Origin of the sequence: Metapseudomonas otitidis (assembly GCF_011397855.1) — a bacterium.
In the GTDB taxonomy this organism is placed as follows: Bacteria; Pseudomonadota; Gammaproteobacteria; order Pseudomonadales; family Pseudomonadaceae; genus Metapseudomonas; species Metapseudomonas otitidis.
The window spans coordinates 3,420,331-3,442,504 of sequence record NZ_AP022642.1 but is presented as its reverse complement, the minus strand read 5'-3'; the positions used below and the strand labels follow the sequence as shown (position 1 = coordinate 3,442,504).

Here is a 22,174-nt window from a genome sequence, read left to right as displayed (position 1 = left end):
AGAGGAGGCCGCGCCATGAACGCCAGCAACCGCTGCACCTACCGTGACCATGTGATCACCGCCCACCTGATCGAGCACCCCGGCATTCCCACCCCCTGGGCCGGCGGGGTGCACATCACCGCGCCGGACGGCCACCGCACCCGACGCATTCCGCTCCCCGCCGATGCCGCCTTCCTGGCCGAGGAGGACAGCGCCCGCCGCGCATCCATCGCCCACGGCCGCTGGCTGGTGGACCGCAGCCTGGACCAGGGCATGCGCCTCGGCTGAGGCGCTTCGTCCCGTTGCCTGAACCGGAACGGGCTTCGGGCGGTCGTTGAGAAGGAGGGCGCCGGATTCGCCGGTGCTGCCTGTCTGGACAACTGCCCGGCATGACTTTGCCCGGGCCAGGAGGATCGACCATGGTCGCTTTCGAGCCGCAATCCCGTGATACCGCCACCCCTGATGCCGGCAACGTGCAGGGCTGGGAGCGGATGTTCTGCATCGGCACCGGCGTGGCCATGCTGGGTTCCGGCGTGCACCGGGGTGGGCCGGCAGGCTGGTTGCGCGCCGCCCTGGGCTCCGTGGTGCTGGCGCGGGGCCTGAGCGGTCACTGCCCGGTCAAGCGGGTGATCGCCGAGCGCCATTCAGAGCTGGAGGCACTGCGGGCTCGCATCGAGGAAGCCGCCGGCAAGCTGGCAGCCTGGGAGAAGGCACAAGCGAAAGGGTGATGGCGGCCCCCCAGGGCCGGAAAAGAAAACGGCAGCGCCAGGGCGCTGCCGTTACACCTCTGGCGGGTGCTTACTTGCCGTAGTTGCGGCGGAACTGGGCGATCAGCTTCTCGGGCTTGGGCTCTTCCTTGATCAGCACGTACACCACGCGCTGGCCATCGGGGCCGCCGCCGATGTCGACGTAGCTGAAGGTGGGCTCGCCGATCTTGTACATGTCCATCATGTCGCCGTAGCGGCTGAACACGTAGATGATGCCGTCTTCGTCGCGCAGCTCGCCGTAGAAGGGCTGGGCCGGCGGCAGGCTGACATCCAGGAAACGCTGGGCGCTGGTCTTGGCTTCCTTGCCCTGGTCCTCGGCCTTGAGCACCAGGATGATCTCGCGACCGAAACCGTCCTGCTTGCCGGTGTCCTTGCGCACGGGGGCGGCGCCGTTGGCGACGTAGTTGCGGTAGGTGGCGTAGTCGTCGAAGACGAACAGTTCCTTCTCGGTACGGATCTGGTACCAGTCCTCGTTGTTCAGGGCCTCCACCTTGGCCGGCGCGGCCGGCTGGGTGGCGCAGGCGCCGAGCGCCGCGGCCACCAGGGCCAGGCTGAAGCTGCGGATGAAGGTCTTGGTGTTGGGCATTGCGGTTCCTCCCCGGTAATGGTGAGACGCGAATCTGCCCGAGTCCTGTGACGGCCACATGACAGCCAGGTGCACGCGCTGTGACAGCCTCGCCGATACCGGGAACAGAGGCTGCACCTGATCGGTGGCTGCAACAATCATTTGATCCTTTCGGGTTTTATCTACCGAAGCAGAGCCAATACAGTGGCGCACCCCGGCCAGAAGGCCGTCTTTCCCGATCTCGGAGGTGCCCATGGCCACTGCCACCCTGCATTACTTCCATGACCCGTTCTGCGGCTGGTGCTACGGCGCCGCGCCCCTGGTGGCGGCTGCCCGCGCGGTGCTGCCGGTGCGCGCCCACGGCGGCGGCATGCTCGCCGGCCCGGCCCGCCAGCACGGCGGCGAGCAATGGCGGGGCCATGTGCTGCCCCATGACCGCCGCATCGCCCAGATGACCGGCCAGGTATTCGGCGACGCCTACCTGGACGGGCTTCTGCGGGACCCGGAGGCGGTGTTCGACTCGCTGCCGGCCATCGCTGCCGTGCTGGCGGCCGACACCCTGGCAGGCAAGGGCCTGGACATGCTCGCGCGGCTGCAAGTGGCCCACTACGGCGAGGGACGACGCATTGCCGAGGCGGCGGTGCTGGTGGCCCTGGCGGCTGAACTCGGCCTGGAGCCGGAAGCGTTCCGCAGCGCCCTCGACCAGGCGCTGGCCCATGACGTGGCCGGGCACATCAGCGAAACCCGTCGCCAGATGGCGCGCCATGGGTTGAGCGGGTTCCCGTCCTTCCTGCTGGAAGTGGACGGCCGCTTCGAGCGGGTGGATGCCTCGGCCTTCCTCGGCCAGCCGGCCCAGTGGCGTGCGTGGCTGGCCCAGCGTCTCCAGGCGCAGGGGGCTGCCTCGGTCGCCGAGGCGGTAGATGGCCCGAGCTGCGGGCTCGACGGTTGCGTGTGAGGTGAGAACGATGAAGAGCAACCTGCAGATCATTGCCGACCACTACGAGGCTTCGGCACGCGGCGACCTGGCCGGCATGCTGGCAGAGGTCGCGTCCAATGTGCGTTGGACCGAGATGGACGGCTTCCCCTGTGCTGGCACCTGGGTCGGCCCAGAGGAGGTGGTGGCCCAGGTGTTCAGCGTGCTGGCGCGGGACTGGGAAGGTTACCGCTTCGAACTGGATGCCCTGGTGGATGGCGGTGCCAGCATCGTCGGCATCGGCACCTACCGGGGCGTGCACCGCACCACCGGCAAGGCCATGGCGGCGCGTGTGGCCCACCACTGGCAACTCGAAGGCGGCCGCATCACGGCCTTCGAGCAGTTCACCGACACCTTGCGGGTGGCCCAGGCCATGGCCTGACGCCTCGGGGTGGCGCATTCGTCGAAGCCGGCCACACTTGGATTCACGAGCAAGGGGTTTGACCGTCCGACGATTGACGCCATCAAAATGACATCGCTGGACTACGCTCACTCACAGGGACCTCTCTCCACTGGAGGCACGTGTATGAAAGTCCTGATAGCCGATGATTCCAGCCTCTCCCGCAAGCTGGTGCTCAAAGCCCTCCCCGAGCTGCTCACGGAGGAGGTGAGCCAGGCCGCCAACGGCCAGGAAGTGCTCGCCGCCTACGAGGCCGGCCAGGCGGAGATCATCTTCCTCGACCTGACCATGCCGGTGATGGACGGTTTCGAAACCCTGGAGCACCTGCGCAAGTCCGAGGCGGAGGCCATCATCATCGTGGTCAGCGCCGACATCCAGCCCCTGGCCCGGCAGCGGGTGATGGAGCTCGGCGCGGCGGCCTTCATCAAGAAGCCGATCACCAGCGAAGCGATGCAGGCTGTTCTCCATGAAATCGGAGTCGTGTAATGGACATGCTCACCGAGGACCAGCGCGACGCGCTGCAGGAGCTGATGAACGTGGCCATGGGACAGGCCGCCGACCAGTTGGCACGCTTGACCGACACCTTTGTGGTGCTCTCGGTGCCGCGCATCCACAGCGCCTTCAGCCTCAGCGATGCCCAGGTGCCGGAAGAGCTGGGCGGCTGCCAGGTGGTGGACGTCACCCGCCAGTCCTTTCTCGGGCAGATGCGCGGCGAGGCGTTCGTCTGCTTCGGCTGCCACGGTGCCGACCAGCTCGCCGACCTGATGGGCTATGACGAGCACGACACCCAGCAGCGCGAGGAGCTGATGCTGGATGTCACCAACATCCTCAGTGGCGCCTGCATCAACAGCCTCGCGCAGCAGTTCGAGATCCCGGTGAGCTATGGCGCCCCCTCGGTGTTCTCTCGCCATGCGTCCTTTCAGGACGCCTTGGGCGCCAAGTCCCTGCAGGACCATCGGGCGCTGATCATGGAGATCCGCTTCGAGGTCGAGGCCTGCGAATTCAGCTGTGACCTGCTGCTGTGCATCGCCGAGGAGACGGTGGGCAGCGTGCTGGCGGTCATCGACCGGTTGCTGAGTGAGCTGTGACATGAGCGCCCCAGGCTCCCCGGGTCCGTCCTCCTCGGTGCTGGAAACCGTGCTGGAGAACATCAACCTGGGGGTGCTGGTGGTGGACGCGGATTGCCGCGTGCTGTTCTGGAACCGCTTCATGGTCATCCACGGTGGGCGCATGCCGGAGGATGCGGTCGGACGCTCGCTGTTCGAGCTGTTTCCCGAGCTGCCCGAGCGCTGGTTGCGGCAGAAGGTGCGCGGGGTACTGACCCTGCGCAACCTGGCCTTCACCACCTGGCAGCAGCGCCCGCACCTGTTCCCCTTCGGCGGCACCCGGCCGATCACCAGCCAGCTGTCGAGCATGTACCAGAACTGCACCTTCTTCCCCTTGGAGAACGAGCAGGGCGAACCGGCGGCGGTGTGCATCACCGTTGCCGATGCCACCGACACCGCCGCCCGCCAGCAGGACCTGGAGCGCCTCAATGCCCTGCTGGAAGTGGAGAAGGAGCAGCAGGCGCAGTTGATCCGCCGCCTGGAAGAGGCCCAGGCGCAACTGCTGCAATCGGAGAAGATGGCCGCCATCGGCCAGCTTGCCGCCGGTGTGGCCCACGAGATCAACAACCCGGTGGGCTTCGTCTATTCGAACCTCAACAGCCTGCGCGGTTACCTGGAGCAGCTCATGGGGCTGGTGGACGGCTTGCAAGCGAAGATCGAGACCTGTGGCGATCCGGCCCTGGTGAGCGAGTGCCGGGCGTTGAAGCAGGCCGCCGACTACGACTTCCTGCGCGAGGACACGCCGATCCTGCTCAACGAGTCCTGCGATGGGCTGGAGCGGGTCAAGCGCATCGTCAAGGACCTGCGGGATTTCTCCCACGTGGACAACGGCGAGTGGCAGATGGCCGACCTGCACCATGGGCTGGACAGCACGCTGAACGTCATCTGGAACGAGATCAAGTTCAAGGCCAAGGTGGTCAAGCACTACGGCCAGCTGCCGCCGGTGCAATGCATCGCCTCGCAGATCAATCAGGTGTTCCTCAACCTGATCGTCAATGCCGCCCAGGCCATCGTCGATCACGGCACCATCACCCTCACCACCGGCACCCAGGGCGACGCGGTGTTCATCGACATCCAGGATGATGGACCCGGTGTGCCGGAAGACCTCCGGCGGCGCATCTTCGAACCCTTCTTCACCACCAAGCCGGTGGGGAAGGGCACTGGGCTCGGGTTGTCGGTTTCCTACAACATCATCGAGCGCCACCACGGCACGCTCAGCGTGACGTCGCCTGCCGAGGGCGGGGCCTGCTTCCGCGTCGTGCTACCGGTGCGCCAGCCGCCCGGTGAGCTGCCGGCCTCGCCTCAGGTCTCCAGGTAGGGCGCGAACAGCTCGCCCAGCATCTCCTCCGGTGATTGCAGGTTCTCCAGGGTTTCGGCCGCCAGCACATCCAGCAGGACCAGGCCATTGACGCTCTGTTCCGCGCGACTGGCGGAACGCAGGCGCTCGGCCAATCCCAGGTTCACCTCGCGCAGGGCCCGGTACATCGCCAGCAGGCCGTCGATGTCGTAGTTCGCGCTCAATCCATGCCGCTGACGCAGGTACTGCCCGATGAAATAGGTGCCCAAGGCCCGGAACAGGGTCTCCCCAGCACCGCTGAAGGGCTGGTGGAAGTGCGCCATCGGGGCCAGCAGCCGGGTGCGCGGGCATCCCGAGGTTGCACCGATCAGGCCGATCAGCGAGCTGAGCACCCGCTGCAGTGAGGTCACCTGCTCCAGGTGGCGGCCGTGCCAGTCTATGCTCACTTTCACCATGTCGAACGAGCGCCTTCCCTCCAGCACACGCAAGGGGCCCGTCAGGGCCAGGGCGAAGGGGCAGTAGGGGGTGACCTCGGCACGCAGGGGGCAGTTGCGGCACTGGCAATGCTCCAGCCGCGCCCATTCCGGGGCGGGGTCCGGCTGGGGGGAGGGCGCCTCCAGCGACACTTCAGCACCGTCCTCGAACGTCAGGTGGTAGTGCGCTAGGGAATTCGTCGCGTGCATGGGACCTCCCGGCGTGAAACGGTTTCCGACGAAGTGACAGTAGACTGACGTCAAATTGCCATCATCTACAATCCGCGTGCCTATACTCAGCTTAGGCCCGATGTGAACAGGTGCTCTCCCATGAGCTCGACGGTTCTCCAGCAACAGATGGTCGCAGCGGTGGAGCAGATCCCCGCCGGCTTCCTGCTGCTGGACGGGTCGCAACGGGTCCTCTACTGCAACCCCTTCATCCACCAGCGCTGCTCGCGTGACCTCTCCGGCATCGTCGGCATGCACCTGGTGGAGGCCTTTCCTGAAGTCGACACGCCGCGCTGGCACGGTCTTTTCGACCAGATCCGGCAGGGTGGGCAGCCGGTGCAGACCATCTGGCACGACCAGCCCTACCTGATCCTGCTCAGCACCCAGCCGGACGATGACGAGCCGACACCGCTGCCGATGCTCCAGGCCACCCTGCTGTACCGCATCGAGTCCGACCCCGGCGAGGCGCTCTACGGCCTGGCGATCTTCGACAGCAGCCGCGCGGCGGCCAACCCGGCGCTGCAGCATGCCCTGATCGCACTGCGCAGCAAGCATGGCGAACTGCACGAGCTGAGCATCAAGCTGCAGGCCGCCAACCGCCAGCTGCTGCAGTCGGAGAAGATGGCCGCCATCGGCCAGCTCGCCGCCGGTGTGGCCCATGAGATCAACAATCCGGTGGGCTTCGTTGCCAGCAACCTCAAGACCCTGGTGGGTTACGTGCATCAGCTGCTGCAACTGGTGGACCAGATGAGCGAGTGGGGCGGCCTGGAGCTGGAGCGCTTGAAGAGCCAGTTCGACTACGACTTCATCCGCGACGACATCAACGGGCTGCTGAGCGAGTCCGCCGATGGCGTGGAGCGGGTCAAACGCATCATCTCCTCGCTGCGTGACTTCTCCCACAGCGGGGACGAGCGCTTCGTGCCCGCCGACCTGCACGATGGCATCCGCAGCACCCTCAACGTGGTCAACAACGAGGTCAAGTACAAGGCCGAGGTGGTGTGCGACTTCGGTGAGCTGCCGCTGGTGGAATGCATACCCGCACAGATCAACCAGGTGGTGATGAACCTGCTGGTCAACGCCGCCCAGTCCATCGAGAGCTTCGGGCACATCGTCATCCACACCGAGCGCATCGGCGACGAAGTGCTGATCGAGGTCAGCGACAGCGGTTGCGGCATCCCCGAGAGTCAGCTGATGCAGATCTTCGACCCGTTCTTCACCACCAAACCCGTCGGCAAGGGCACCGGGCTGGGACTCGCGCTATCGTTCAGCATCGTGGAGAAGCACGGCGGCAGCCTCACCGTCACCAGCGAGGTGGGCCAGGGCTCGACCTTCCGTATCCGCCTGCCGATCCACCAGGGAGAAACCAGTGGAGGAGCACACCATGACTGACGTACAAGACAGCCTGCCGCGCCCGCGCGTCATGCTCGTCGACGACGAGGAGAACATCCTCAACAGCCTCCGACGGTTGCTCCGGGGGCAGCCCTACGATCTGGTCATGGCCCACAGCGGTGACGAGGCACTGCAACTGTTCGAGGCCCAGCCCATCGACCTGGTGGTGTCCGACGCACGCATGCCCGGCATGGACGGCGCCACGCTGCTGGCCGAGATCCACAAGCGCGACCCGGGCTGCATGAGCGTGCTGCTCACCGGCTACGCCGACATCAACACCATCATCACCGCCATCAACGAAGGGCAGATCTACCGCTACCTGAGCAAGCCCTGGAACGATGAAGAGCTGCTGCTGACCATCCGCCAGGCCCTGGCCTACCAGTTCGCCGAGCGCGAGCGCGAGCGCCTGCAGCAACTGACCCAGGAGCAGAACCAGCAGCTCAAGAGCCTCAACGAGAACCTCGAGAAGCGCGTCCAGGCGCGCACCGCCGAGCTGCAGCAGACGGCCGACATGCTCGACCTCGCCTACGAGGAGCTGCGCCGCAGCTACGTGCTCAGCACCGAAGTGTTCTCCCTGCTGGTCAACCAGCGCCTGCCCCGGGAGAAACAGACCAACCAGCAGGTCATTGCGCTGATCCGCGCCTTCGCTGCCGACCTCGGCATGCCCGAGGACCAGGCCCGCGACCTGAGCATGGCCGCCGCCCTCTACAACATCGGCAAGCTGAGCCTGCCGGATGCGCTGATCACCGGCCCCTCGGACCTGATGCACAGCAAGGACCGCGACCTCTACCGGCGCTACCCCTCCCAGAGCGAATCGGTGCTGATGGCCCTGGAACCGCTGCACGACGCCGCCCGCCTGATCCGTCACCACCAGGAGCGCTGGGACGGCTCCGGCTTCCCCGACCACCTGCGGGGCAACGACATCCCCCAGGGCTCGCGCATGCTCAAGCTGGCGGTGGACTTCGTCGAACTGCAATGCGGCCTGGTGCTGGAGCGTCGCCTCAACCGCGACGAAGCCCTGCTGTTCATCCGCAAGTACGCCGAGCGGCTCTACGACCCGGAACTGGTGGAGCGCTTCGTCACCATCTGCTCCACGGTCATGCCCGACGTCACCATCGGCGACCCGGGCGTGCGGGCGGTGGACACCCGGCATCTGGAGCCCGGCATGGTGCTGGCGCGCAACCTCCATGCCGACAACGGCATGTTGCTGCTCAACGAAGGCAAGGTCCTCTCGGACCTGCTGATCCGCAAGCTGATTGCCTTCGAAGGCATCGAATCGGCTTCCTACACCTTGTTCGTCCGTGAGCCTGAAGCGGCCAAGCCCCGCGCTCACCTGGAGTGATGCCATGTCCAGATTGCTGCTGCTGGATGACGAGCCCGCCGTGGTCAATGCCATCTGCCGCGAACTGCGCGGAGAGGGCTGGCAACTGGACGCCTTCACCGACCCCCAGGTAGCCCTGGAGGCGTTGTCGCAGAACACCTACGAGCTGATCCTCTCCGACCTGCGCATGCCCGAGCTGGACGGCATCGCCTTCCTCCAGTTCGCCAAGCAGCTGCAGCCCGACGCCCTGCGCCTGCTGCTCAGCGGCGACAGCGACCGCGAAACGCTGGTGCGCGCCATCAACCGGGCCGAGGTCTACCGCTTCATCTCCAAGCCCTGGGACGCCTACGAGCTGCGCAGCACCCTGCACACCTGCCTCGAACTGCAGCACAGCCAGGTCGAGCGCAAGGCGCTGCTCGAACGGGTCAGGCAACAGCAACACGCCATCGACGCCCACGAGGCGCACCTGCGGAAGATGCGCCAGGAACACCCCGAGATCTTCGCCGTCGCCCGGAGCGAGGACGGCGCCATCCTGCTCGAGGACGAGAGCGAACCGGAGCCTCGCTGATGGACATCCAAACGCCTGCTTCCGCCTCCCTGGCGGACAGGATTGCCGCCCAGGGACCCTGCGCCCCGGGTGCCTTGCTGGCATTGATCGACCTCGACGACTTCCACATCCTCAACGCCCACCACGGCCTGGAAACCGGCGACCTGCTGATGCTGCACCTCGAGGACCGCCTGCGAGAGGCCCTGCGCGATGGCGAATGGCTGTGGCGCAACGGCCCGGACAGCTTCCTGCTGGGCGTGCCGGATGGCCGCGACACCCCCGACCGCCTCGGCGCCTCCCTCTGCGCCCTGGTGGAAGCACCGCTGGAACTGGCCGGGCAGGTGTTCCACCTGCGTGCCAGCGTCGGCCTGGCGGTGGCCTGGGTACGCGACCGCACCTTCGCCAGCCTCTACAGCCGCACCGAGCTGGCCCAGCGCGAAGCACGCCGCGAAGGCGGCGGGCGCTACCGCTACCTCGACGAAGCCCGCCTGGTGGCCGCCCGACGCGAGGCCGAACTCTGCGGCCAACTGCGCGCCGCCCTGCGGGAAGAGCAGCTGGTGCTGCACTACCAGCCACAGATCGATTGCCAGACCGGCGAAGTCTGCGGCTACGAAGCCCTGGTGCGCTGGCAGCACCCCACCCGCGGCCTGCTGGGGCCGGACAAGTTCATCCCGGTGGCGGAGCGGCTGGGGCTGATGGTGGGGCTCGGGCAATGGGTGCTGGGCCGCGCCATCGCCGATGCCCGCGCGCTGCTGGCGGAGAAGCACGCCACCCTGGCGGTGAACCTGTCGCCCTCCCAGCTGCGGGACCGCCAACTGGTGGGTTTCGTCCAGCGCACCCTGCAGCGCCACGGCCTGGAGGCCTCTCGTCTGGAGCTGGAGATCACCGAGTCCTGCCTGCTGAACGACGAAGCCCTGGTGCGCGAGCAACTGGCCGGCCTGCGCCGCCTTGGCGTACGCCTGGCCCTGGACGACTTCGGCACCGGCTTCTGCAACCTTGGCTACCTCCAGACCCTGCCGGTGGACCGGGTCAAGGTGGACCGGTGCTTCCTCAGTGGCACCGGCGAGGACGCCCACGCTCTGGCCCTGTTCCGCGCACTGATGGCCATGCTCCAGCACCTGTCCGTGGAAGTGCTCTGCGAAGGTGTGGAGCAGGAAACCCAGATGCGCCTGCTGCAGAGCCTGCGCTGCAACCAGTGGCAGGGTTACTTCGCCGCCCGGCCGATGCCCCTGGACGCCGTCGTGCCCTGGCGCGGCCAGGCACGGCGCTGGTTCCCGCAACCGGCCTGCGCCGACCACCCCGACGCCCCCACGCTGCTGCTGGTGGACGACGAACCGGCCGTACACGGCGCCCTGCGACGCGTATTGCGCGGTCGTGGCTGGAACGTGCTGTGCGCCGGCAACGCCGAGGAAGCTTTCGCCCTGCTGGCCAGCCAGCCCGTGCAGGTGATCATCTCCGACCACGCCATGCCGGGCATCACCGGGGTGGAACTGCTCAGCCGCGCACGCCAGCTCTACCCGGCGTGCCGGCGCATTCTCCTCACCGGCCACAACGACGCCCAGACGCTGATGCAGGCCATCAGCCAGAGCGCGGTCTGTCGCTTCATCAGCAAGCCCTGGAACGACGCACACCTGGTCCAGGCGGTGGAGTTGGCGTTGCAGTAAAGGACGAGCGGCATGGATGCTGCGCTAAAAAAAGGGGCCCTTGGGCCCCTTTGTCGTGTCGAGCGGTTGCTCAGATATCCCACACCAGATTGACCGCGAAATTACGCCCCGGCTGGGTCAGTCGATCGAGGTTGGCCGGGCTGGTCACGCCGGCCTCGCCCACACCGTCGTAGCCCCGCACGTCATCCCACAGCCAGTACTTCTTGTCGGTGAGGTTGTAGAGGCCCGCGTTCACCGTCAGGTCGTCGGTCAGCTTGTAGTAGCCGGTCAGGTCGAGCACGCCGAAGCCCGGGGTCTTGAACTGGCTGCTGCGGCCATCCGGGGCGTTGAAGTCACCCTGGTCGATACGGGTCTTGCGCTTGACCAGGGTCCAGCTCAGCAGGGTGCCGTAGGTGTCCTGCTCGTAGCCCAGGCCGAACACGCCGGTAAGCGGGTTGACGCTGTTCAGCGCCGCGCCGGTGTCGTCGTCGCGGCCCCGGGCGTAGGCGATGGAGGCCTGGCTGTAGAGGCCGGTCGGGGCACCGAAGGCGTCCAGGTTCAGCCGGCCCTTGGCCTCGATGCCACGGATGCTGGCGTGGGCGATGTTCACGCTCTTGAAGGTGGCGCCGCTGGTGGCGACGCTGGCGTTCTCGTCGATGAAGTCGCGGTACTCGTTGTAGAAGGCCGCCACGTCGAAGCTGCCGGCATCGAACTGGCCGCGCAGGCCCGCTTCCACGCCACGGCTCTTCTCCGGCTCCAGGTTGGGGTTGGGTTCGACCACGTAGCCGCCGGCGATGTTCTCGAAGCGGCCGTAGAGCGCCTTGGCGCTGGGCGTACGGAAGCCCTCGGCGTACTGGCCGAACGCGGTGTAGTGCTCGTCGAAGTCGTAGGTGACGCCGAACTTGGGCGAGACGCGGTCCCAGGTCTGGGCCTTGTCGCTGAAGGCGGTGACGCTGGCGTTGCTGATGGTGGCGAGGAATTCGTCGGTCAGCTCGGGCTTCAGCCGGGTGTAGTCGTAGCGCAGGCCCGGCAGGAAGGTCCACTGGTTCCAGCGGATCTGGTCCTGCAGGAACAGGCCGTAGGTCTGGATGGTCGGGTCCGGGAAGTCGCTCTGCGCAGCCAGTACGTCATTTGCACTGATCTGGCCAACGCGGTTGGTGCAGGTGCCCACCGAGGCGGCGCAGACGCCGGTGCCGCTGCGCAGGCCGGTGACTTCCTCGCGCTTGAGGCTGGCGCCGTAGGTCAGCAGGTGCTCGGTCTCGCCCAGGGAGAAGGCCTTGTCGAACTGCGCATCGAGCACCCAGAGGCGGTCCTTGTAGGTGGTCTCGCGGTAGCGCATCACGTTGCGTGAGCCAGGAACGTAGTGTTCGACAGTGCTCTGGTCGGTCTTGGCCAGTTGGTAGTTGAGGCTCCACTTCAGGTTGTCTGCCAGCAGACTGTCCAGGGCCAGGGTGTGCTCCAGGCCGAAGCGCTCGCGGGTGATGGTGTCGTTGCCTGTCCGGGAGCGGTACCAGTTGAAGGCGTTGTTGCCGATGAACGGCCCGCCCACGGCGCTGAGCTGGTTGGTGTCGCGGTCGTCCTTGTACTTCTCGTAGGTCAGCTGCAGGCGGTCGGTGTCGTTGTAGTTCCAGCCCAGCTTGGCCAGCAGGTTGGTGGTGCGCACGTCTTCCGGGTTGGCTTCGGTGCGGCCCAGGCCGGTGCCGCTATGGCCGCCGTAGGACTCGGTCTCGTGGCCGTTGCGCTGGGAGAGGTGCAGCAAGGCGTCGAACTGCTCGTGACGGCCGGCGACGGTGCCGGAGGTGAGCCAGCTGTCGTCGGCGGAACTGTAGCCGGTCTTCAGGCGGGCGCCGGTGTCGCGGCCGGGCTTGATGATGTCGTCGGCGTCCAGGGTGAAGTAGCTCACCGCACCACCGATGGCGTTGCTGCCGTACAGGGCCGAGGCCGGGCCCCGGAGGATCTCCACGCGCTTGACGATCTCCGGGTCCACGTAGTTGCGGTGGGTCTGTGCGTAGGGGCCGTAGAAGAAGCTGTTGGGCACCTCGACACCGTCCACCTGGGTCAGCACCCGGTCACCGTCGATGCCACGGATGTTGTAGCCGGTGATGCCGGCACGCTGGCCGGCGCCGCCTACCGAGACGCCGGGCTCGCCACGTACCAGGTCCTTGATGCTGTTGACGTTGCGGCGGTCCAGCTGCTCGCGGCTGGCCACGCTGACGCTGGCCGGCACCTCGCTGGCTCGCTGCTCCTGGCGGGTGGCGGTGACGGCCAGGGGTTGCAGTTCCATGGCCAGGCCCGGGGTCGCGGTCTTGAGCAGCACCACGCTGCGTTCGCCCACCAGCTTGTAGTCCAGCCCGGTGCCGTTGAGCAGGCGCTTCAGGGCCTGTTCGGCCGGCAGCCGGCCGTTGACGCCCGGGGACTGGATGCCGCTGGCCAGGTCCGCCGAGAGCCCCACCTGCCAGCCACTGGTGGCGCTGAAGGCATTGAGCGCATCCACCAGGGGCTGGCGGGCGATGGTGAAGCTGTAGCCGCCCTGGCTGGCCAGTTGGCCGGTTGCCTGGGGCGCAGCGCCTTGGGCGCTGGCGGGTGCGCTGCCCAGAGCGATGGACAGGGCCAGCAGCGAGAGGCTGGCAGGGTGGGCGAGGCGACGCAGGGCGGGGGAGGTGGAACGCGTGGTCATGGGTTCGGCTCTCTTCGGTCCGTCTGGTGATGCGCATCTAATGCGAATCAATTGCATTGGCATCTGACCAGACGAACATCCCGCCGCAATCGCGTAAAAAAACTTTCAACCGGCTTTGCAGCAGAGCCGCCACGCGCCTGGAACGGGCCTGAGCGACTTCCCGGAAACGGCAGCCGCGCCGCTGGCGCATCGCGGATGAATCCGCTCCCACCGGGTGCCGCCAGGCGGGTTGGGACATTCCCTGCATGGCTGCCACGTACGGGGCATCGATGCGGTTTGCCGGGCTCACCGCATCCTGCGGGCTTCACACAAACGGCAGCGCGCCATTGGCTCGGCGCGGGGTGGATGGCGCTTTTTCCATCCACCAATTGCGTTCGCCGTGACCCCGCAGGGTGGACCGATGAAGCGCGGTCCCCCCTGTATCCTGGCAAGGATCACCTTTGCCGTGATGAGAAATCAGAAGCCCTATCGACCTCGCCTCGCTACGGCAAATGGACATGGAACTTCCCACGCGGGCACCGTCGTAGCCCGGGCTTCAGCCCGGGGAATCCGCGCGCAAGACGCCCAACCCGTGCCGCCAGCAAGCGCGCAGGGGCCCGCATCCGAGACAGTCATGTGGCGTGGAGGAGGGTGGCAGGGCGCCGGGATCAGTCGATGACCACCAGCGCGGGGTACTCGTGCAGGCGTGCAGCGGTGATGTCCGCCAGGGCGCGGACCACGGCGATGGGGTCGTCGAGGCGGTAGTTGCCGGTCACCGCGCGCTCACCCAGGCGCTCGTCGGTGTTGATGATCCAGCCGGGGTAGTAGCGCCGCAGCTCCGCCAGCACCTCGCGCAGCGGGCAGTCCTGGAACACCAGGCGACCACGCACCCAGGCCAGGTCCTCGGCGGCCAGGCGGCGCCGATCACTGAAGCCATCCGGGCCGATGCGCACGCTGTCGCCAGCGGCGAGGCTCATGCGCGCATCGCTGCGGCGGGAACGCAGGTCCAGCTCGCCGCGTTCCACGCTGACCTCGGCTTCGTCCCCCAGGTAGCGCACGGCGAACGTGGTGTCGCGTACCGACAGGCTCACGGGGCCGGCTTCCACCTCGAAGGGGCGGCTGGGGTCCCGGGCCACGTTGAAATAGGCCTCGCCCTGCAGCAGGCGGGCGCTGCGCTGGGTCGGGTCGATGTCGGCGGCGAAGGCCGTACGGGTGTTGAGCAGCACCCGCGAGCCGTCGGCCAGCTCCACGGTCTGGCGCTGGCCGGTGGCGGTCAGGTGGTCGGCCTGCACGCGCAAGACCAGCTCGTTGTGAAAACCCACGCCCACCGCCAGCAGCACCGCGGCTGCCAAACCCCACAGCGGACGCAGCCGGCGGCCGGAGCGGGGACGGGCGAGGGTGGGTTCCAGACGGGCAGCGGCTTCACCGAGCAGCGGGCCGTTCCACATCCGCCGCGCGGCCTCGAAGGCGCGGGCGTGCTCGGGGGATTGCGTGCGCCAGCACTCGAAGCGCTGGCGGCACGCGTCATCGGCTTCCTCCAGCAGGATCAGCCAGTCCAGCGCCTCGCCCAGGCAGGCCGGGTCCACCGGTGGGTGGGCATCGGAAGCAGGGCGGTGATCGTCGGGCACGGGCGCGTCCTCGGGGCGGGGGGCGCCTATTCTTGTCGAACCCGGGCAGGAGCGAAACCCCGTCATGCGGGCGGGTCCAGCCGGCTCATCAGGGTGAGGCAGAGGGTCATGATCAGTTTCAGTTCCTTCTGCACCGTGCTGGGCGAGACGCCGAGCTGCTCGGCGATCTCGCCGTAGCTCAGGCCATGCAGGCGGCTGAGCACGAAGATCCGCTGCTGGCGGGGCGTCAACTGGCCGAGGGTGTCGCCCAGGCGCTCCAGCAGGCGCTCGGCGTGCAGGCCGTCCTCGGTGGAGGAGGTGGGGGCCGCCACGGCCTCGATCACCGCCTCGGGCACGTCCTCCAGCAGCGTCCGTGATTGCATGCGCACGCGCCGCAGGTGATCCAGGGCCAGGTTGCGCCCGGTCTGGAAGAGGAACGGCTCCAGGTGGTCGATGGGCCGCTCGTGGAGGGTCCGCGCCACCCGCAGGTAGGTTTCCTGCACCAGGTCCTCGGCCACGCTGGGGCTCTTCACCATGCGGGCCAGGGTGCGCAACAGCGGCATGCGCTGGGCGAGGAATACGGCATCGAGGTTGGAAGGGGTCACTGCGACATCCGGCCACCAGAAAGTCGCAAATGATAATTGCTTTTATTTGTGTTGGGTAGCGGCCCGCTCAGTCCCGCTTGCGCTGCCTTGGTGCCTCCGCCTCGGCCGTGCGCGCATCGTGCAGGCGGCGCGTGTCGCTGCGCACCTGGGCGTGGCTGATCAGGGCGAAGATCAGGCTGCCGCCGACGATGTTGCCCGCCAGGGTGGGGCCGGCGAAGTCGAGCCAGAAGGCCACCCAATCGAGGTGCCCGGCGAACACCAGGTAGGACACCTCCGCCGAACCGACCACGATGTGGGTGAAGTCCCCCAGGGCCATCAGGTAGGTGACGAGGATGATCAGCAGCGGCTTGGCGCTTTCCTGGGAGGGGATCATCCACACCAGGGTGGCGATCATCCAGCCGGAGACGATGCCCTTGGCGAACATCTGCCCGTTGTCGTTCTCCATCACCTTGCGGCCGATGTCGAGGAAGGCACGGTCCGTGGCGCCGTCGAAGATCGGCAGGTGCAGCATCACCCAGGCCACCAGCAGGGTGCCGGCCAGGTTGCCCGCCAGCACCACGCCCCACAGGCGCAGCAGGCGGCCGAGGTTGTGCAGGGTCGGCTGGCTCATCACCGGCAGCACGGCGGTCAGGGTGTTTTCGGTGAACAGCTGCTGGCGCGCGAGGATCACCGCCAGGAAGCCCGCCGAGTAGCCCAGGCTGGCGATCACCTGGCTGGAAGGGCTGTCCGGCAGTCGCGCATGCAGCAAACCCATGGCCATCAGCGACAGGCCCATGGTCAGGCCCGCCGCCAGGGCCGACCACCACAGCGCGGCGGCCTTGCGCTCCAGTTCCTGGTCGCCCTGGGTGCGGATGATCTCGTGGAGCACCGCCGCCCGGGGCGGCTGGTTCTCGTTCACGTCCTGGCGTTCGCGGGGGGACAGCCCCGGTGTCTTGCCGTCTTCGCTCATGGCGGGCTCCTGCAGGTGGTGCAGGGTTGATCCTCGCAAGCGGCGTTTGGTTCGGCTGCGTTTCGTGCCGCTCGGCGGCTGGTGGAAGGAGTCGCCGCTGGCTAGGATGGCGGCCTGTTTTCGGAGGCCCGCGATGGACACGCGCTACCTGATCGACATGCGCCTGAAGGCCGACAAGGCCGAGGGCCGCAGCGACTACCCCTATTCGCTCCCGGCGGTCAGGCACCTGGGGCGCCTGGAGTTCAGCCCCACCGTGACCTTCCTGGTGGGGGAGAACGGTTCGGGCAAGTCCACCCTCATGGAGGCGCTGGCCGTGACCCTGGGCTTCAACCCCGAGGGTGGCACCCGCAACTTCAACTTCGGCACCTGGGCCTCCCACTCCGAACTGCACCAGGCCCTGCGGGTCGGCAAGGGCGTGCGCCGCGCCCGCGATGGGTTCTTCCTGCGTGCGGAGAGCTTCTTCAACGTCGCCACCGAGATCGAGCGGATGGACGCCGAGCCCGCTCCGGCGCCGCCGGTGATCGACTCCTACGGCGGGCTCTCGCTGCACGAGCAGTCCCACGGCGAATCCTTCTTCGCACTGATGATGAATCGCTTCGGCGGCAAGGGCGTCTACCTGCTGGACGAACCCGAGGCCGCGCTCTCGCCCCAGCGCCAGCTGGCGATGCTGGCGCGCATCCACGACCTGGTGAAGGACGACTCGCAGTTCGTCATCGCCACCCACTCGCCGATCCTCATGGCCTACCCGGGTGCCTGGATCTACCAGTGCGGGCCCCAGGGCTTCGAGCGGGTGGACTACGACGACACCGAACACGTGCGGGTGACCCGGGGCTTTCTCGCCAACCCCGCACGCACGCTGCGCACCCTGCTGGATTGAACCTGCCCACCACCTACGGACGGCCCCGACCATGGACGACCTGTTCCCCAACCCCTTCCTGCTGGCCGGTGGCGCACTGAGTGCGCTCGCCGCGCTGCTGCACCTCGGCTGCATCCGCTATGGCGCGCCCTGGTACCGCTTCTTCGGCGCCGGTGAGCGCATGGCGCGCCTGGCCGAGGCCGGCAGCCCGTTCCCCACGCGGGTGACCCTGGGCATCACCCTGGTGCTCGGCCTGTTTGCGCTGTGCGCGTTCTGCGCCGGGCTCGGCCGGCCGCTGCCCCTGAGCCGCCTGGCACTGGGCGGGGTCGTCGCCGTCTACCTGCTGCGCGGGGTCGCCGGGCTGGTGCTGATCCCTGTCGGGCTCGGCCGCAGCCCGGCGTTCTGGCTGTGGAGTTCGCTCATCTGCCTGACCCTGGGTGGCCTGCACCTGGCGGGATTGCTGCAGGCCTGGCCGGCGCTCTGAGGCCGCCTCCAGGCGCGCCAGGCTGACGGCCCGTAGCGCGTGATGGCGGTGTGCCCACCCAGCCTTCAGCGGGAAATGCCGCCCCGCTGCGTCAGGTCGTTCGACCCGCCTGGCGCCGCTTTTCCTACAGGCTCGGCAGGGCCTGCGCCGCAGACGGCCCGGCATCCGCCGGCTGCCTCCGCTTCGGTTCCCACCCCTTCGCGTCGCCTCCTGAACAGGGCTGGGCCCTGTGCTAGAACCCGGAGCCAGTTCACTGACCGGAGGGGTGGGAAATGAAGGGATTGTCCATCAAGCAGAAGATCCTCGCGCTGGCCATGCTGCCATTGCTGTTGCTCGCGTTGGCCGGCGTCTGGACCGGCTTCGACCAGGCCCGCGACCTGCGCGACCTGGGGCGTGACACCCTGCGCCAGTCGCTGCTGGATGCGCGCCGCGACCAGTTGGCCAACTACATGGAGCTGGCCCTGTCCGCCGTCGAGCCGGCTCTCGCGCGGGGCGAGCCGGAGCGGGCCAAGGACCTGCTGCGCGCCCTGCGCTTCGACGGTGACAGCGGCTACTTCTTCGTCTACGACACCCACGGCGTGCAGGTGGTCAGCGGCGACAACCCCTCGCGGGAAGGCAACGACTACTGGAGTTCCAGCACCCCGGACGGACGCGCCCTGGTGCAGGAGTACATCGAGGCCGCCAAGCGCGGCGGCGACTACCTGGAATACGGCTGGACCAAGCCGGGCCAGGACGCCCCATCCCCCAAGCTCGCCCACGTCGTCCCCGTGCCCGGCACCGACTGGGTGCTGGGCACCGGCTTCTACATCGACGACCTCGACGCCCTGGTCGCCGCCCTCGACGAGGAGTTCGCCGGAGCCCTGCGCGAGAGCCTGATGCGTGGCGGCTTTTCCGTGGTGCTGCTGCTCGGGCTGGTGGTGGGGCTGGTGATGCTGCTGGTGCGCAGCATCCATGCACCGCTGGGCCAGGCCGTCTCCACCATGGAGGATATCGCCCGGGGCGAGGGCGACCTGACCCGCCGGCTGGACGAATCCAGCGGCCATGAACTCGGCGCCCTGGCCACCTCCTTCAACCGCTTCGCCGAGCAGGTGCGCCACCTGGTGCGGCAGACCCGCGAGTCCTCCGACACCCTGGGCCGCGCCAGCGAAGAACTGGAAGCCTTCATGGCCGGTATCGGCCAGGGCATCGACACCCAGCACCGCGAGAGCGACCAGCTGGCCACCGCCACCGAGGAAATGTCCGGCGCGGCCCAGCAGATCGCCGGCAGTGCCTCCAGCGCCGCCCAGGCCGCCCGTGATGCCGAGCACCGGGTGGACGAGGCACGCAGCCTGGTGGGCGGCGCCACGGCGGAGATCCGCGGGCTGGAAGGCCAGGTGGCGGAAGGCGTCGCCACCATCCGCCAGCTCGGTAGCGAGTCCGAGAACATCGGCGGGGTGCTGGACGTGATCCGTGGCGTGGCCGAGCAGATCAACCTGCTGGCACTCAACGCCGCCATCGAAGCGGCCCGTGCCGGCGAGCAGGGGCGTGGGTTCGCCGTGGTGGCGGACGAAGTGCGCACCCTGGCCGGCCGCACCCAGAGCAGCACGGCGGAAATCCAGGGGATGATCGAGCGCCTCCAGGGGGGCGCCCGCGAAGCCATCGCCGTCATCGAGCAGATCCGCCAGGGCTGCGCCCGCAGCGTCGCCGAAGTGGCCCGGGTCGGGCAGGCCCTGGAGGCCATCAGCGAGGCCGCCGGCATCATCAACGGCATGAACGCCCAGATCGCCGACGCCGCCGCCGAGCAGACCCGGGTCTGCGAATCGATCAACCACAACGTGCACCAGATCGTCACCATCGCCCAGCACACTGCCGAGAGCAGCCACACCGCCAACGGCATCACCCAGCGCCTGGCCGAGATGGCCGGCGGCCTGCAGCGCCTGGTAGGACGCTACCGCGCCGACTGAGCGTTGCGCGCCGCCAGCGCCTCGATGGCCCGCACCCCGGCGCGCATCCGCGCCACGGCGGCGGAATTGGCCGAATGCACATGGATGTGCGGCGGCACGAACCCCCGCAGTGCCACCGCTTCCTCGATCCACAGGATCACGTCATAGCCGGTGCCACGCTGGTCATCGCCCAGGTCGTGGTCCAGGCTCAGTTCGCTGACCTGGCCGGTCTCCAGCAGCGCGATCACCTCATCCGGCCACCAGGCACGGACCCAGCCCTCGGGCGTCGCGCGTTCGTCGTCCAGATAGACCTTCATTGCATCAGAGCTCCGTTACCCATTGCTCGCTGGCTTCGCTCAGGGGCGGTGGCGGCTGGTTCAGGCGTACCGCCTCCTCATCGCCGCAGTTGAAGAACACCAGGTAATCACCCCCTTCCAGGGTGATTCTGAAACCCTCCAGCAGGCACGCCTCATGCTGCTGGTAAACGACGTGCAACCCCTCGACTCCGATCACCTGCCGGCCGATGAGATGCCTGGCGTCCAGCGTGGCGAGCAGGTCCTCGGCCCTCCAGTCGCAACGGGCGTCGTCGCTGATGTCGAACCCCTCGGGCACCTGGAGTGCGCGGCGCGCCGCCATGACACTCTCGCCGTCGGAGGCCAGTGACAGCGTCACTGCCTTGCCGCCTTCGCAGGTGAACTCCACCTCGCCGATGGCTTCCGGCTCGGGAGCACCGTTGAACAGGTAGCGGGCATTGCGGACCCGGACCAGCTTCCGCCCCAGCAGTGTGCGAACCGTTTCCAGGCTGGCGCGTGCCTGCTCCAGGGTTTGCATCGTGTCGTCCCACCTCGTTTCGAGGCGCGCAGTGTAGCGGTTCGTCCGCCGCTAAATCCCCATCACCCTGCAACGTCTTCTGTGCACACGGCCGGTATGCGCTACACGCACCCGGCCCGGAGCCAGATGCCACTTTCATCGAGGGTCGAAGGATGCACGTCGCCACCAGCCTCACCACCAGCCAACCGCACGCCGTTGCCGAAGACGAGACGCTCTACCAGTTCGAAACCTCACCGCTGCTGGCCCGCCAGGCCCGGCAGGAATCCAATGCCCGCAGCTATCCCCGGCGCATCCCCCTGGCGCTCAAGCGGGCGCGTGGGCTGTATGTCGAGGACGTCGAGGGCCGCACCTTCATCGACTGCCTCGCCGGTGCCGGCACCCTGGCCCTCGGGCACAACCACCCGGTGGTGATCGACGCCATCCGCCAGGTGCTCGCCGACGAGCTGCCGCTGCACACCCTCGACCTCACCACCCCGGTGAAGGACCAGTTCGTCCAGGACCTCTTCGGCCTGCTGCCCGAGGGGCTGGCCCGCGAGGCGAAGATCCAGTTCTGCGGCCCCACCGGCACCGACGCGGTGGAGGCGGCGCTGAAGCTGGTGCGCACCGCCACCGGGCGCAGCACCATCCTCTCGTTCCAGGGCGGCTACCACGGTATGAGCCAGGGCGCCCTGGGGCTGATGGGCAACCTGGGGCCGAAGAAGGCCCTGGGAGCCGTGCTCGGCAATGGCGTGCAGTTCGCCCCCTATCCCTATGACTACCGCTGCCCCTTCGGCCTGGGTGGCGAGGCCGGCGTGCGCGCCAACCTGCATTACCTGGAGAACCTGCTCAGCGACCCCGAGGCCGGCGTGCTGCTGCCGGCGGCGGTGATCGTCGAAGCGGTGCAGGGGGAGGGCGGCGTGGTGCCGGCGGACATCGAGTGGCTGCGCGGCCTGCGCCGCATCACCGAGAAGGCCGGCGTGGCGCTGATCGTCGACGAGATCCAGAGCGGTTTCGGCCGCACCGGCAGGATGTTCGCCTTCGAGCACGCCGGCATCGTGCCCGACGTGGTGGTGCTGTCCAAGGCCATCGGCGGCAGCCTGCCGCTGGCGGTGATGGTCTACCGCGAATGGCTCGACGCCTGGGGCCCGGGCGCCCACGCCGGCACCTTCCGTGGCAACCAGATGGCCATGGCCGCCGGCTCGGCGGTGATGCGCTACCTCAAGGACCACGACATCCCCACCCATGCCGCCGCCATGGGCGAGCGCCTGGCCGGTCACCTGCGCGAACTGCAGCGCGACTACCCGCAGCTGGGCGACATCCGTGGGCGCGGGCTGATGCTCGGTGTCGAACTGGTGGACCCCTCCGGCACGCCGGACGCCCTCGGCCACCCGCCCACCTACAGCGCCCTGGCCTCGCGCTTGCAGGCCCAGTGCCTGAAGCGCGGGCTGATCCTCGAACTGGGCGGCCGCCACGGCAGCGTGGTGCGCTTCCTGCCGCCGCTGATCATCACCGCCGACCAGGTGGACGAAGTCGCCCGCCGCTTCGCCCGTGCCCTGGCCGCTGCGTTGCAGGAAGCGGCCTGAGGCCGCCGGGAGAT

At 68.0% G+C, this 22,174-nt stretch carries 23 protein-coding genes; 15 read left to right on the top strand and 8 right to left on the bottom strand.

Features of this window, described 5'->3' with window-relative positions:
* Positions 1–15 precede the first annotated feature (15 nt).
* Positions 16–267 carry a hypothetical protein gene (locus tag PotMrB4_RS15620; protein ID WP_172433846.1) on the top strand — a complete coding sequence of 84 codons (252 nt, stop codon included), beginning with the start codon at positions 16–18 and terminating at the stop codon, positions 265–267.
* 131 nt (positions 268–398) lie between these two features.
* Complete coding sequence (locus PotMrB4_RS15615; RefSeq protein WP_044399468.1) at positions 399–707, top strand: YgaP family membrane protein; 309 nt, start codon at positions 399–401, stop codon at positions 705–707.
* A gap of 70 nt (positions 708–777) precedes the next feature.
* Here the strand turns inward: PotMrB4_RS15615 and PotMrB4_RS15610 are convergent, their stop codons facing one another.
* Positions 778–1,332, bottom strand: coding sequence for a hypothetical protein (locus PotMrB4_RS15610; RefSeq protein WP_044399465.1), 555 nt, complete (start codon positions 1,330–1,332; stop codon positions 778–780).
* A 232-nt stretch (positions 1,333–1,564) separates the two neighbouring features.
* Here PotMrB4_RS15610 and PotMrB4_RS15605 point away from each other — a divergent pair, with 232 nt between their 5' ends.
* From PotMrB4_RS15605 to PotMrB4_RS15585, 5 genes are all read left to right on the top strand, one after another.
* Positions 1,565–2,266, top strand: coding sequence for a DsbA family protein (locus tag PotMrB4_RS15605; protein WP_172433845.1), 702 nt, complete (start codon positions 1,565–1,567; stop codon positions 2,264–2,266).
* A 10-nt stretch (positions 2,267–2,276) separates the two neighbouring features.
* Entirely contained in the window at positions 2,277–2,666 is a 390-nt protein-coding gene (locus PotMrB4_RS15600; protein WP_074972158.1) for a nuclear transport factor 2 family protein, read from the top strand.
* Between the two features lie 144 nt (positions 2,667–2,810).
* Positions 2,811–3,170: a response regulator gene (locus PotMrB4_RS15595; RefSeq protein ID WP_074972160.1), complete on the top strand. Its 360-nt coding sequence runs from the start codon at positions 2,811–2,813 to the stop codon at positions 3,168–3,170.
* Positions 3,170–3,772, top strand: coding sequence for a chemotaxis protein CheC (locus tag PotMrB4_RS15590; protein WP_139233677.1), 603 nt, complete (start codon positions 3,170–3,172; stop codon positions 3,770–3,772). Before PotMrB4_RS15595 ends, PotMrB4_RS15590 begins: the two co-directional genes overlap by 1 nt.
* Before the next feature lies 1 nt (position 3,773).
* On the top strand, positions 3,774–5,108 hold the full coding sequence (locus PotMrB4_RS15585; RefSeq protein WP_044399442.1) for an ATP-binding protein: 1,335 nt from the start codon (positions 3,774–3,776) through the stop codon (positions 5,106–5,108).
* Here PotMrB4_RS15585 and PotMrB4_RS15580 read toward each other — a convergent pair.
* Complete coding sequence (locus PotMrB4_RS15580) at positions 5,093–5,770, bottom strand: DUF6901 family protein (protein WP_172433844.1); 678 nt, start codon at positions 5,768–5,770, stop codon at positions 5,093–5,095. The two genes, PotMrB4_RS15585 and PotMrB4_RS15580, sit on opposite strands and share 16 nt — an antisense overlap.
* Before the next feature lie 120 nt (positions 5,771–5,890).
* Between PotMrB4_RS15580 and PotMrB4_RS15575 the strand changes: the two genes are divergently transcribed.
* From PotMrB4_RS15575 to PotMrB4_RS15560, 4 genes are read left to right on the top strand one after another with little or no spacing between them, the layout of a single operon-like run.
* Complete coding sequence (locus PotMrB4_RS15575) at positions 5,891–7,177, top strand: ATP-binding protein (protein ID WP_232060716.1); 1,287 nt, start codon at positions 5,891–5,893, stop codon at positions 7,175–7,177.
* Entirely contained in the window at positions 7,170–8,519 is a 1,350-nt protein-coding gene (locus PotMrB4_RS15570; protein WP_172433843.1) for an HD domain-containing phosphohydrolase, read from the top strand. The genes PotMrB4_RS15575 and PotMrB4_RS15570 overlap by 8 nt, the downstream gene beginning before the upstream one ends.
* A 4-nt stretch (positions 8,520–8,523) precedes the next feature.
* Positions 8,524–9,066, top strand: a complete 543-nt coding sequence (locus PotMrB4_RS15565; RefSeq protein ID WP_044399431.1) for a response regulator — start codon at positions 8,524–8,526, stop codon at positions 9,064–9,066.
* Positions 9,066–10,709, top strand: coding sequence for an EAL domain-containing protein (locus tag PotMrB4_RS15560; RefSeq protein ID WP_172433842.1), 1,644 nt, complete (start codon positions 9,066–9,068; stop codon positions 10,707–10,709). Before PotMrB4_RS15565 ends, PotMrB4_RS15560 begins: the two co-directional genes overlap by 1 nt.
* 70 nt (positions 10,710–10,779) lie before the next feature.
* On the opposite strand, the gene PotMrB4_RS15555 is transcribed toward PotMrB4_RS15560, so the two are convergent.
* From PotMrB4_RS15555 to PotMrB4_RS15540, 4 genes are all read right to left on the bottom strand, one after another.
* Positions 10,780–13,365 (bottom strand): TonB-dependent receptor, encoded by a 2,586-nt coding sequence (locus PotMrB4_RS15555; RefSeq protein WP_172433841.1) that lies wholly within the window; start codon positions 13,363–13,365, stop codon positions 10,780–10,782.
* Positions 13,366–14,012: 647 nt separating this feature from the next.
* Complete coding sequence (locus PotMrB4_RS15550; protein ID WP_172433840.1) at positions 14,013–15,038, bottom strand: FecR family protein; 1,026 nt, start codon at positions 15,036–15,038, stop codon at positions 14,013–14,015.
* Complete coding sequence (locus tag PotMrB4_RS15545) at positions 15,035–15,556, bottom strand: RNA polymerase sigma factor (RefSeq protein ID WP_044399411.1); 522 nt, start codon at positions 15,554–15,556, stop codon at positions 15,035–15,037. The genes PotMrB4_RS15550 and PotMrB4_RS15545 overlap by 4 nt, the downstream gene beginning before the upstream one ends.
* A 67-nt stretch (positions 15,557–15,623) precedes the next feature.
* Positions 15,624–16,505: a formate/nitrite transporter family protein gene (locus PotMrB4_RS15540; RefSeq protein WP_172433839.1), complete on the bottom strand. Its 882-nt coding sequence runs from the start codon at positions 16,503–16,505 to the stop codon at positions 15,624–15,626.
* 133 nt (positions 16,506–16,638) lie between these two features.
* Between PotMrB4_RS15540 and PotMrB4_RS15535 the strand changes: the two genes are divergently transcribed.
* The 3 genes from PotMrB4_RS15535 to PotMrB4_RS28410 all read left to right on the top strand — a co-directional run bounded on the left by PotMrB4_RS15535 (position 16,639) and on the right by PotMrB4_RS28410 (position 19,788).
* Complete coding sequence (locus PotMrB4_RS15535; protein WP_044399406.1) at positions 16,639–17,382, top strand: AAA family ATPase; 744 nt, start codon at positions 16,639–16,641, stop codon at positions 17,380–17,382.
* A 31-nt stretch (positions 17,383–17,413) separates the two neighbouring features.
* Positions 17,414–17,845 carry a hypothetical protein gene (locus tag PotMrB4_RS15530; protein ID WP_172433838.1) on the top strand — a complete coding sequence of 144 codons (432 nt, stop codon included), beginning with the start codon at positions 17,414–17,416 and terminating at the stop codon, positions 17,843–17,845.
* Between the two features lie 272 nt (positions 17,846–18,117).
* Positions 18,118–19,788, top strand: a complete 1,671-nt coding sequence (locus PotMrB4_RS28410; RefSeq protein ID WP_172433837.1) for a methyl-accepting chemotaxis protein — start codon at positions 18,118–18,120, stop codon at positions 19,786–19,788.
* On the opposite strand, the gene PotMrB4_RS15520 is transcribed toward PotMrB4_RS28410, so the two are convergent.
* Positions 19,773–20,084, bottom strand: a complete 312-nt coding sequence (locus PotMrB4_RS15520) for a cyclic-phosphate processing receiver domain-containing protein (protein ID WP_044399400.1) — start codon at positions 20,082–20,084, stop codon at positions 19,773–19,775. The two genes, PotMrB4_RS28410 and PotMrB4_RS15520, sit on opposite strands and share 16 nt — an antisense overlap.
* A gap of 4 nt (positions 20,085–20,088) precedes the next feature.
* Positions 20,089–20,598, bottom strand: coding sequence for a hypothetical protein (locus PotMrB4_RS15515; protein ID WP_172433836.1), 510 nt, complete (start codon positions 20,596–20,598; stop codon positions 20,089–20,091).
* A gap of 152 nt (positions 20,599–20,750) precedes the next feature.
* On the opposite strand from PotMrB4_RS15515, the gene PotMrB4_RS15510 reads away from it, so the two are divergent.
* Positions 20,751–22,160, top strand: a complete 1,410-nt coding sequence (locus PotMrB4_RS15510) for an aspartate aminotransferase family protein (protein ID WP_172433835.1) — start codon at positions 20,751–20,753, stop codon at positions 22,158–22,160.
* Positions 22,161–22,174: the final 14 nt, after the last annotated feature.

Excerpts from the sequence above, each read along its gene's own strand:
- PotMrB4_RS15620 (WP_172433846.1), top strand. The coding sequence starts at position 16 with ATGAACGCCAGCAACCGCTGCACCTACCGTGACCATGTGATCACCGCC.
- PotMrB4_RS15615 (WP_044399468.1), top strand. The coding sequence starts at position 399 with ATGGTCGCTTTCGAGCCGCAATCCCGTGATACCGCCACCCCTGATGCC.
- PotMrB4_RS15610 (WP_044399465.1), bottom strand. The coding sequence starts at position 1,332 with ATGCCCAACACCAAGACCTTCATCCGCAGCTTCAGCCTGGCCCTGGTG.
- PotMrB4_RS15605 (WP_172433845.1), top strand. The coding sequence starts at position 1,565 with ATGGCCACTGCCACCCTGCATTACTTCCATGACCCGTTCTGCGGCTGG.
- PotMrB4_RS15600 (WP_074972158.1), top strand. The coding sequence starts at position 2,277 with ATGAAGAGCAACCTGCAGATCATTGCCGACCACTACGAGGCTTCGGCA.
- PotMrB4_RS15595 (WP_074972160.1), top strand. The coding sequence starts at position 2,811 with ATGAAAGTCCTGATAGCCGATGATTCCAGCCTCTCCCGCAAGCTGGTG.
- PotMrB4_RS15590 (WP_139233677.1), top strand. The coding sequence starts at position 3,170 with ATGGACATGCTCACCGAGGACCAGCGCGACGCGCTGCAGGAGCTGATG.
- PotMrB4_RS15585 (WP_044399442.1), top strand. The coding sequence starts at position 3,774 with ATGAGCGCCCCAGGCTCCCCGGGTCCGTCCTCCTCGGTGCTGGAAACC.
- PotMrB4_RS15580 (WP_172433844.1), bottom strand. The coding sequence starts at position 5,770 with ATGCACGCGACGAATTCCCTAGCGCACTACCACCTGACGTTCGAGGAC.
- PotMrB4_RS15575 (WP_232060716.1), top strand. The coding sequence starts at position 5,891 with ATGAGCTCGACGGTTCTCCAGCAACAGATGGTCGCAGCGGTGGAGCAG.
- PotMrB4_RS15570 (WP_172433843.1), top strand. The coding sequence starts at position 7,170 with ATGACTGACGTACAAGACAGCCTGCCGCGCCCGCGCGTCATGCTCGTC.
- PotMrB4_RS15565 (WP_044399431.1), top strand. The coding sequence starts at position 8,524 with ATGTCCAGATTGCTGCTGCTGGATGACGAGCCCGCCGTGGTCAATGCC.
- PotMrB4_RS15560 (WP_172433842.1), top strand. The coding sequence starts at position 9,066 with ATGGACATCCAAACGCCTGCTTCCGCCTCCCTGGCGGACAGGATTGCC.
- PotMrB4_RS15555 (WP_172433841.1), bottom strand. The coding sequence starts at position 13,365 with ATGACCACGCGTTCCACCTCCCCCGCCCTGCGTCGCCTCGCCCACCCT.
- PotMrB4_RS15550 (WP_172433840.1), bottom strand. The coding sequence starts at position 15,038 with ATGACGGGGTTTCGCTCCTGCCCGGGTTCGACAAGAATAGGCGCCCCC.
- PotMrB4_RS15540 (WP_172433839.1), bottom strand. The coding sequence starts at position 16,505 with ATGAGCGAAGACGGCAAGACACCGGGGCTGTCCCCCCGCGAACGCCAG.
- PotMrB4_RS15535 (WP_044399406.1), top strand. The coding sequence starts at position 16,639 with ATGGACACGCGCTACCTGATCGACATGCGCCTGAAGGCCGACAAGGCC.
- PotMrB4_RS15530 (WP_172433838.1), top strand. The coding sequence starts at position 17,414 with ATGGACGACCTGTTCCCCAACCCCTTCCTGCTGGCCGGTGGCGCACTG.
- PotMrB4_RS28410 (WP_172433837.1), top strand. The coding sequence starts at position 18,118 with ATGAAGGGATTGTCCATCAAGCAGAAGATCCTCGCGCTGGCCATGCTG.
- PotMrB4_RS15520 (WP_044399400.1), bottom strand. The coding sequence starts at position 20,084 with ATGAAGGTCTATCTGGACGACGAACGCGCGACGCCCGAGGGCTGGGTC.
- PotMrB4_RS15515 (WP_172433836.1), bottom strand. The coding sequence starts at position 20,598 with ATGCAAACCCTGGAGCAGGCACGCGCCAGCCTGGAAACGGTTCGCACA.
- PotMrB4_RS15510 (WP_172433835.1), top strand. The coding sequence starts at position 20,751 with ATGCACGTCGCCACCAGCCTCACCACCAGCCAACCGCACGCCGTTGCC.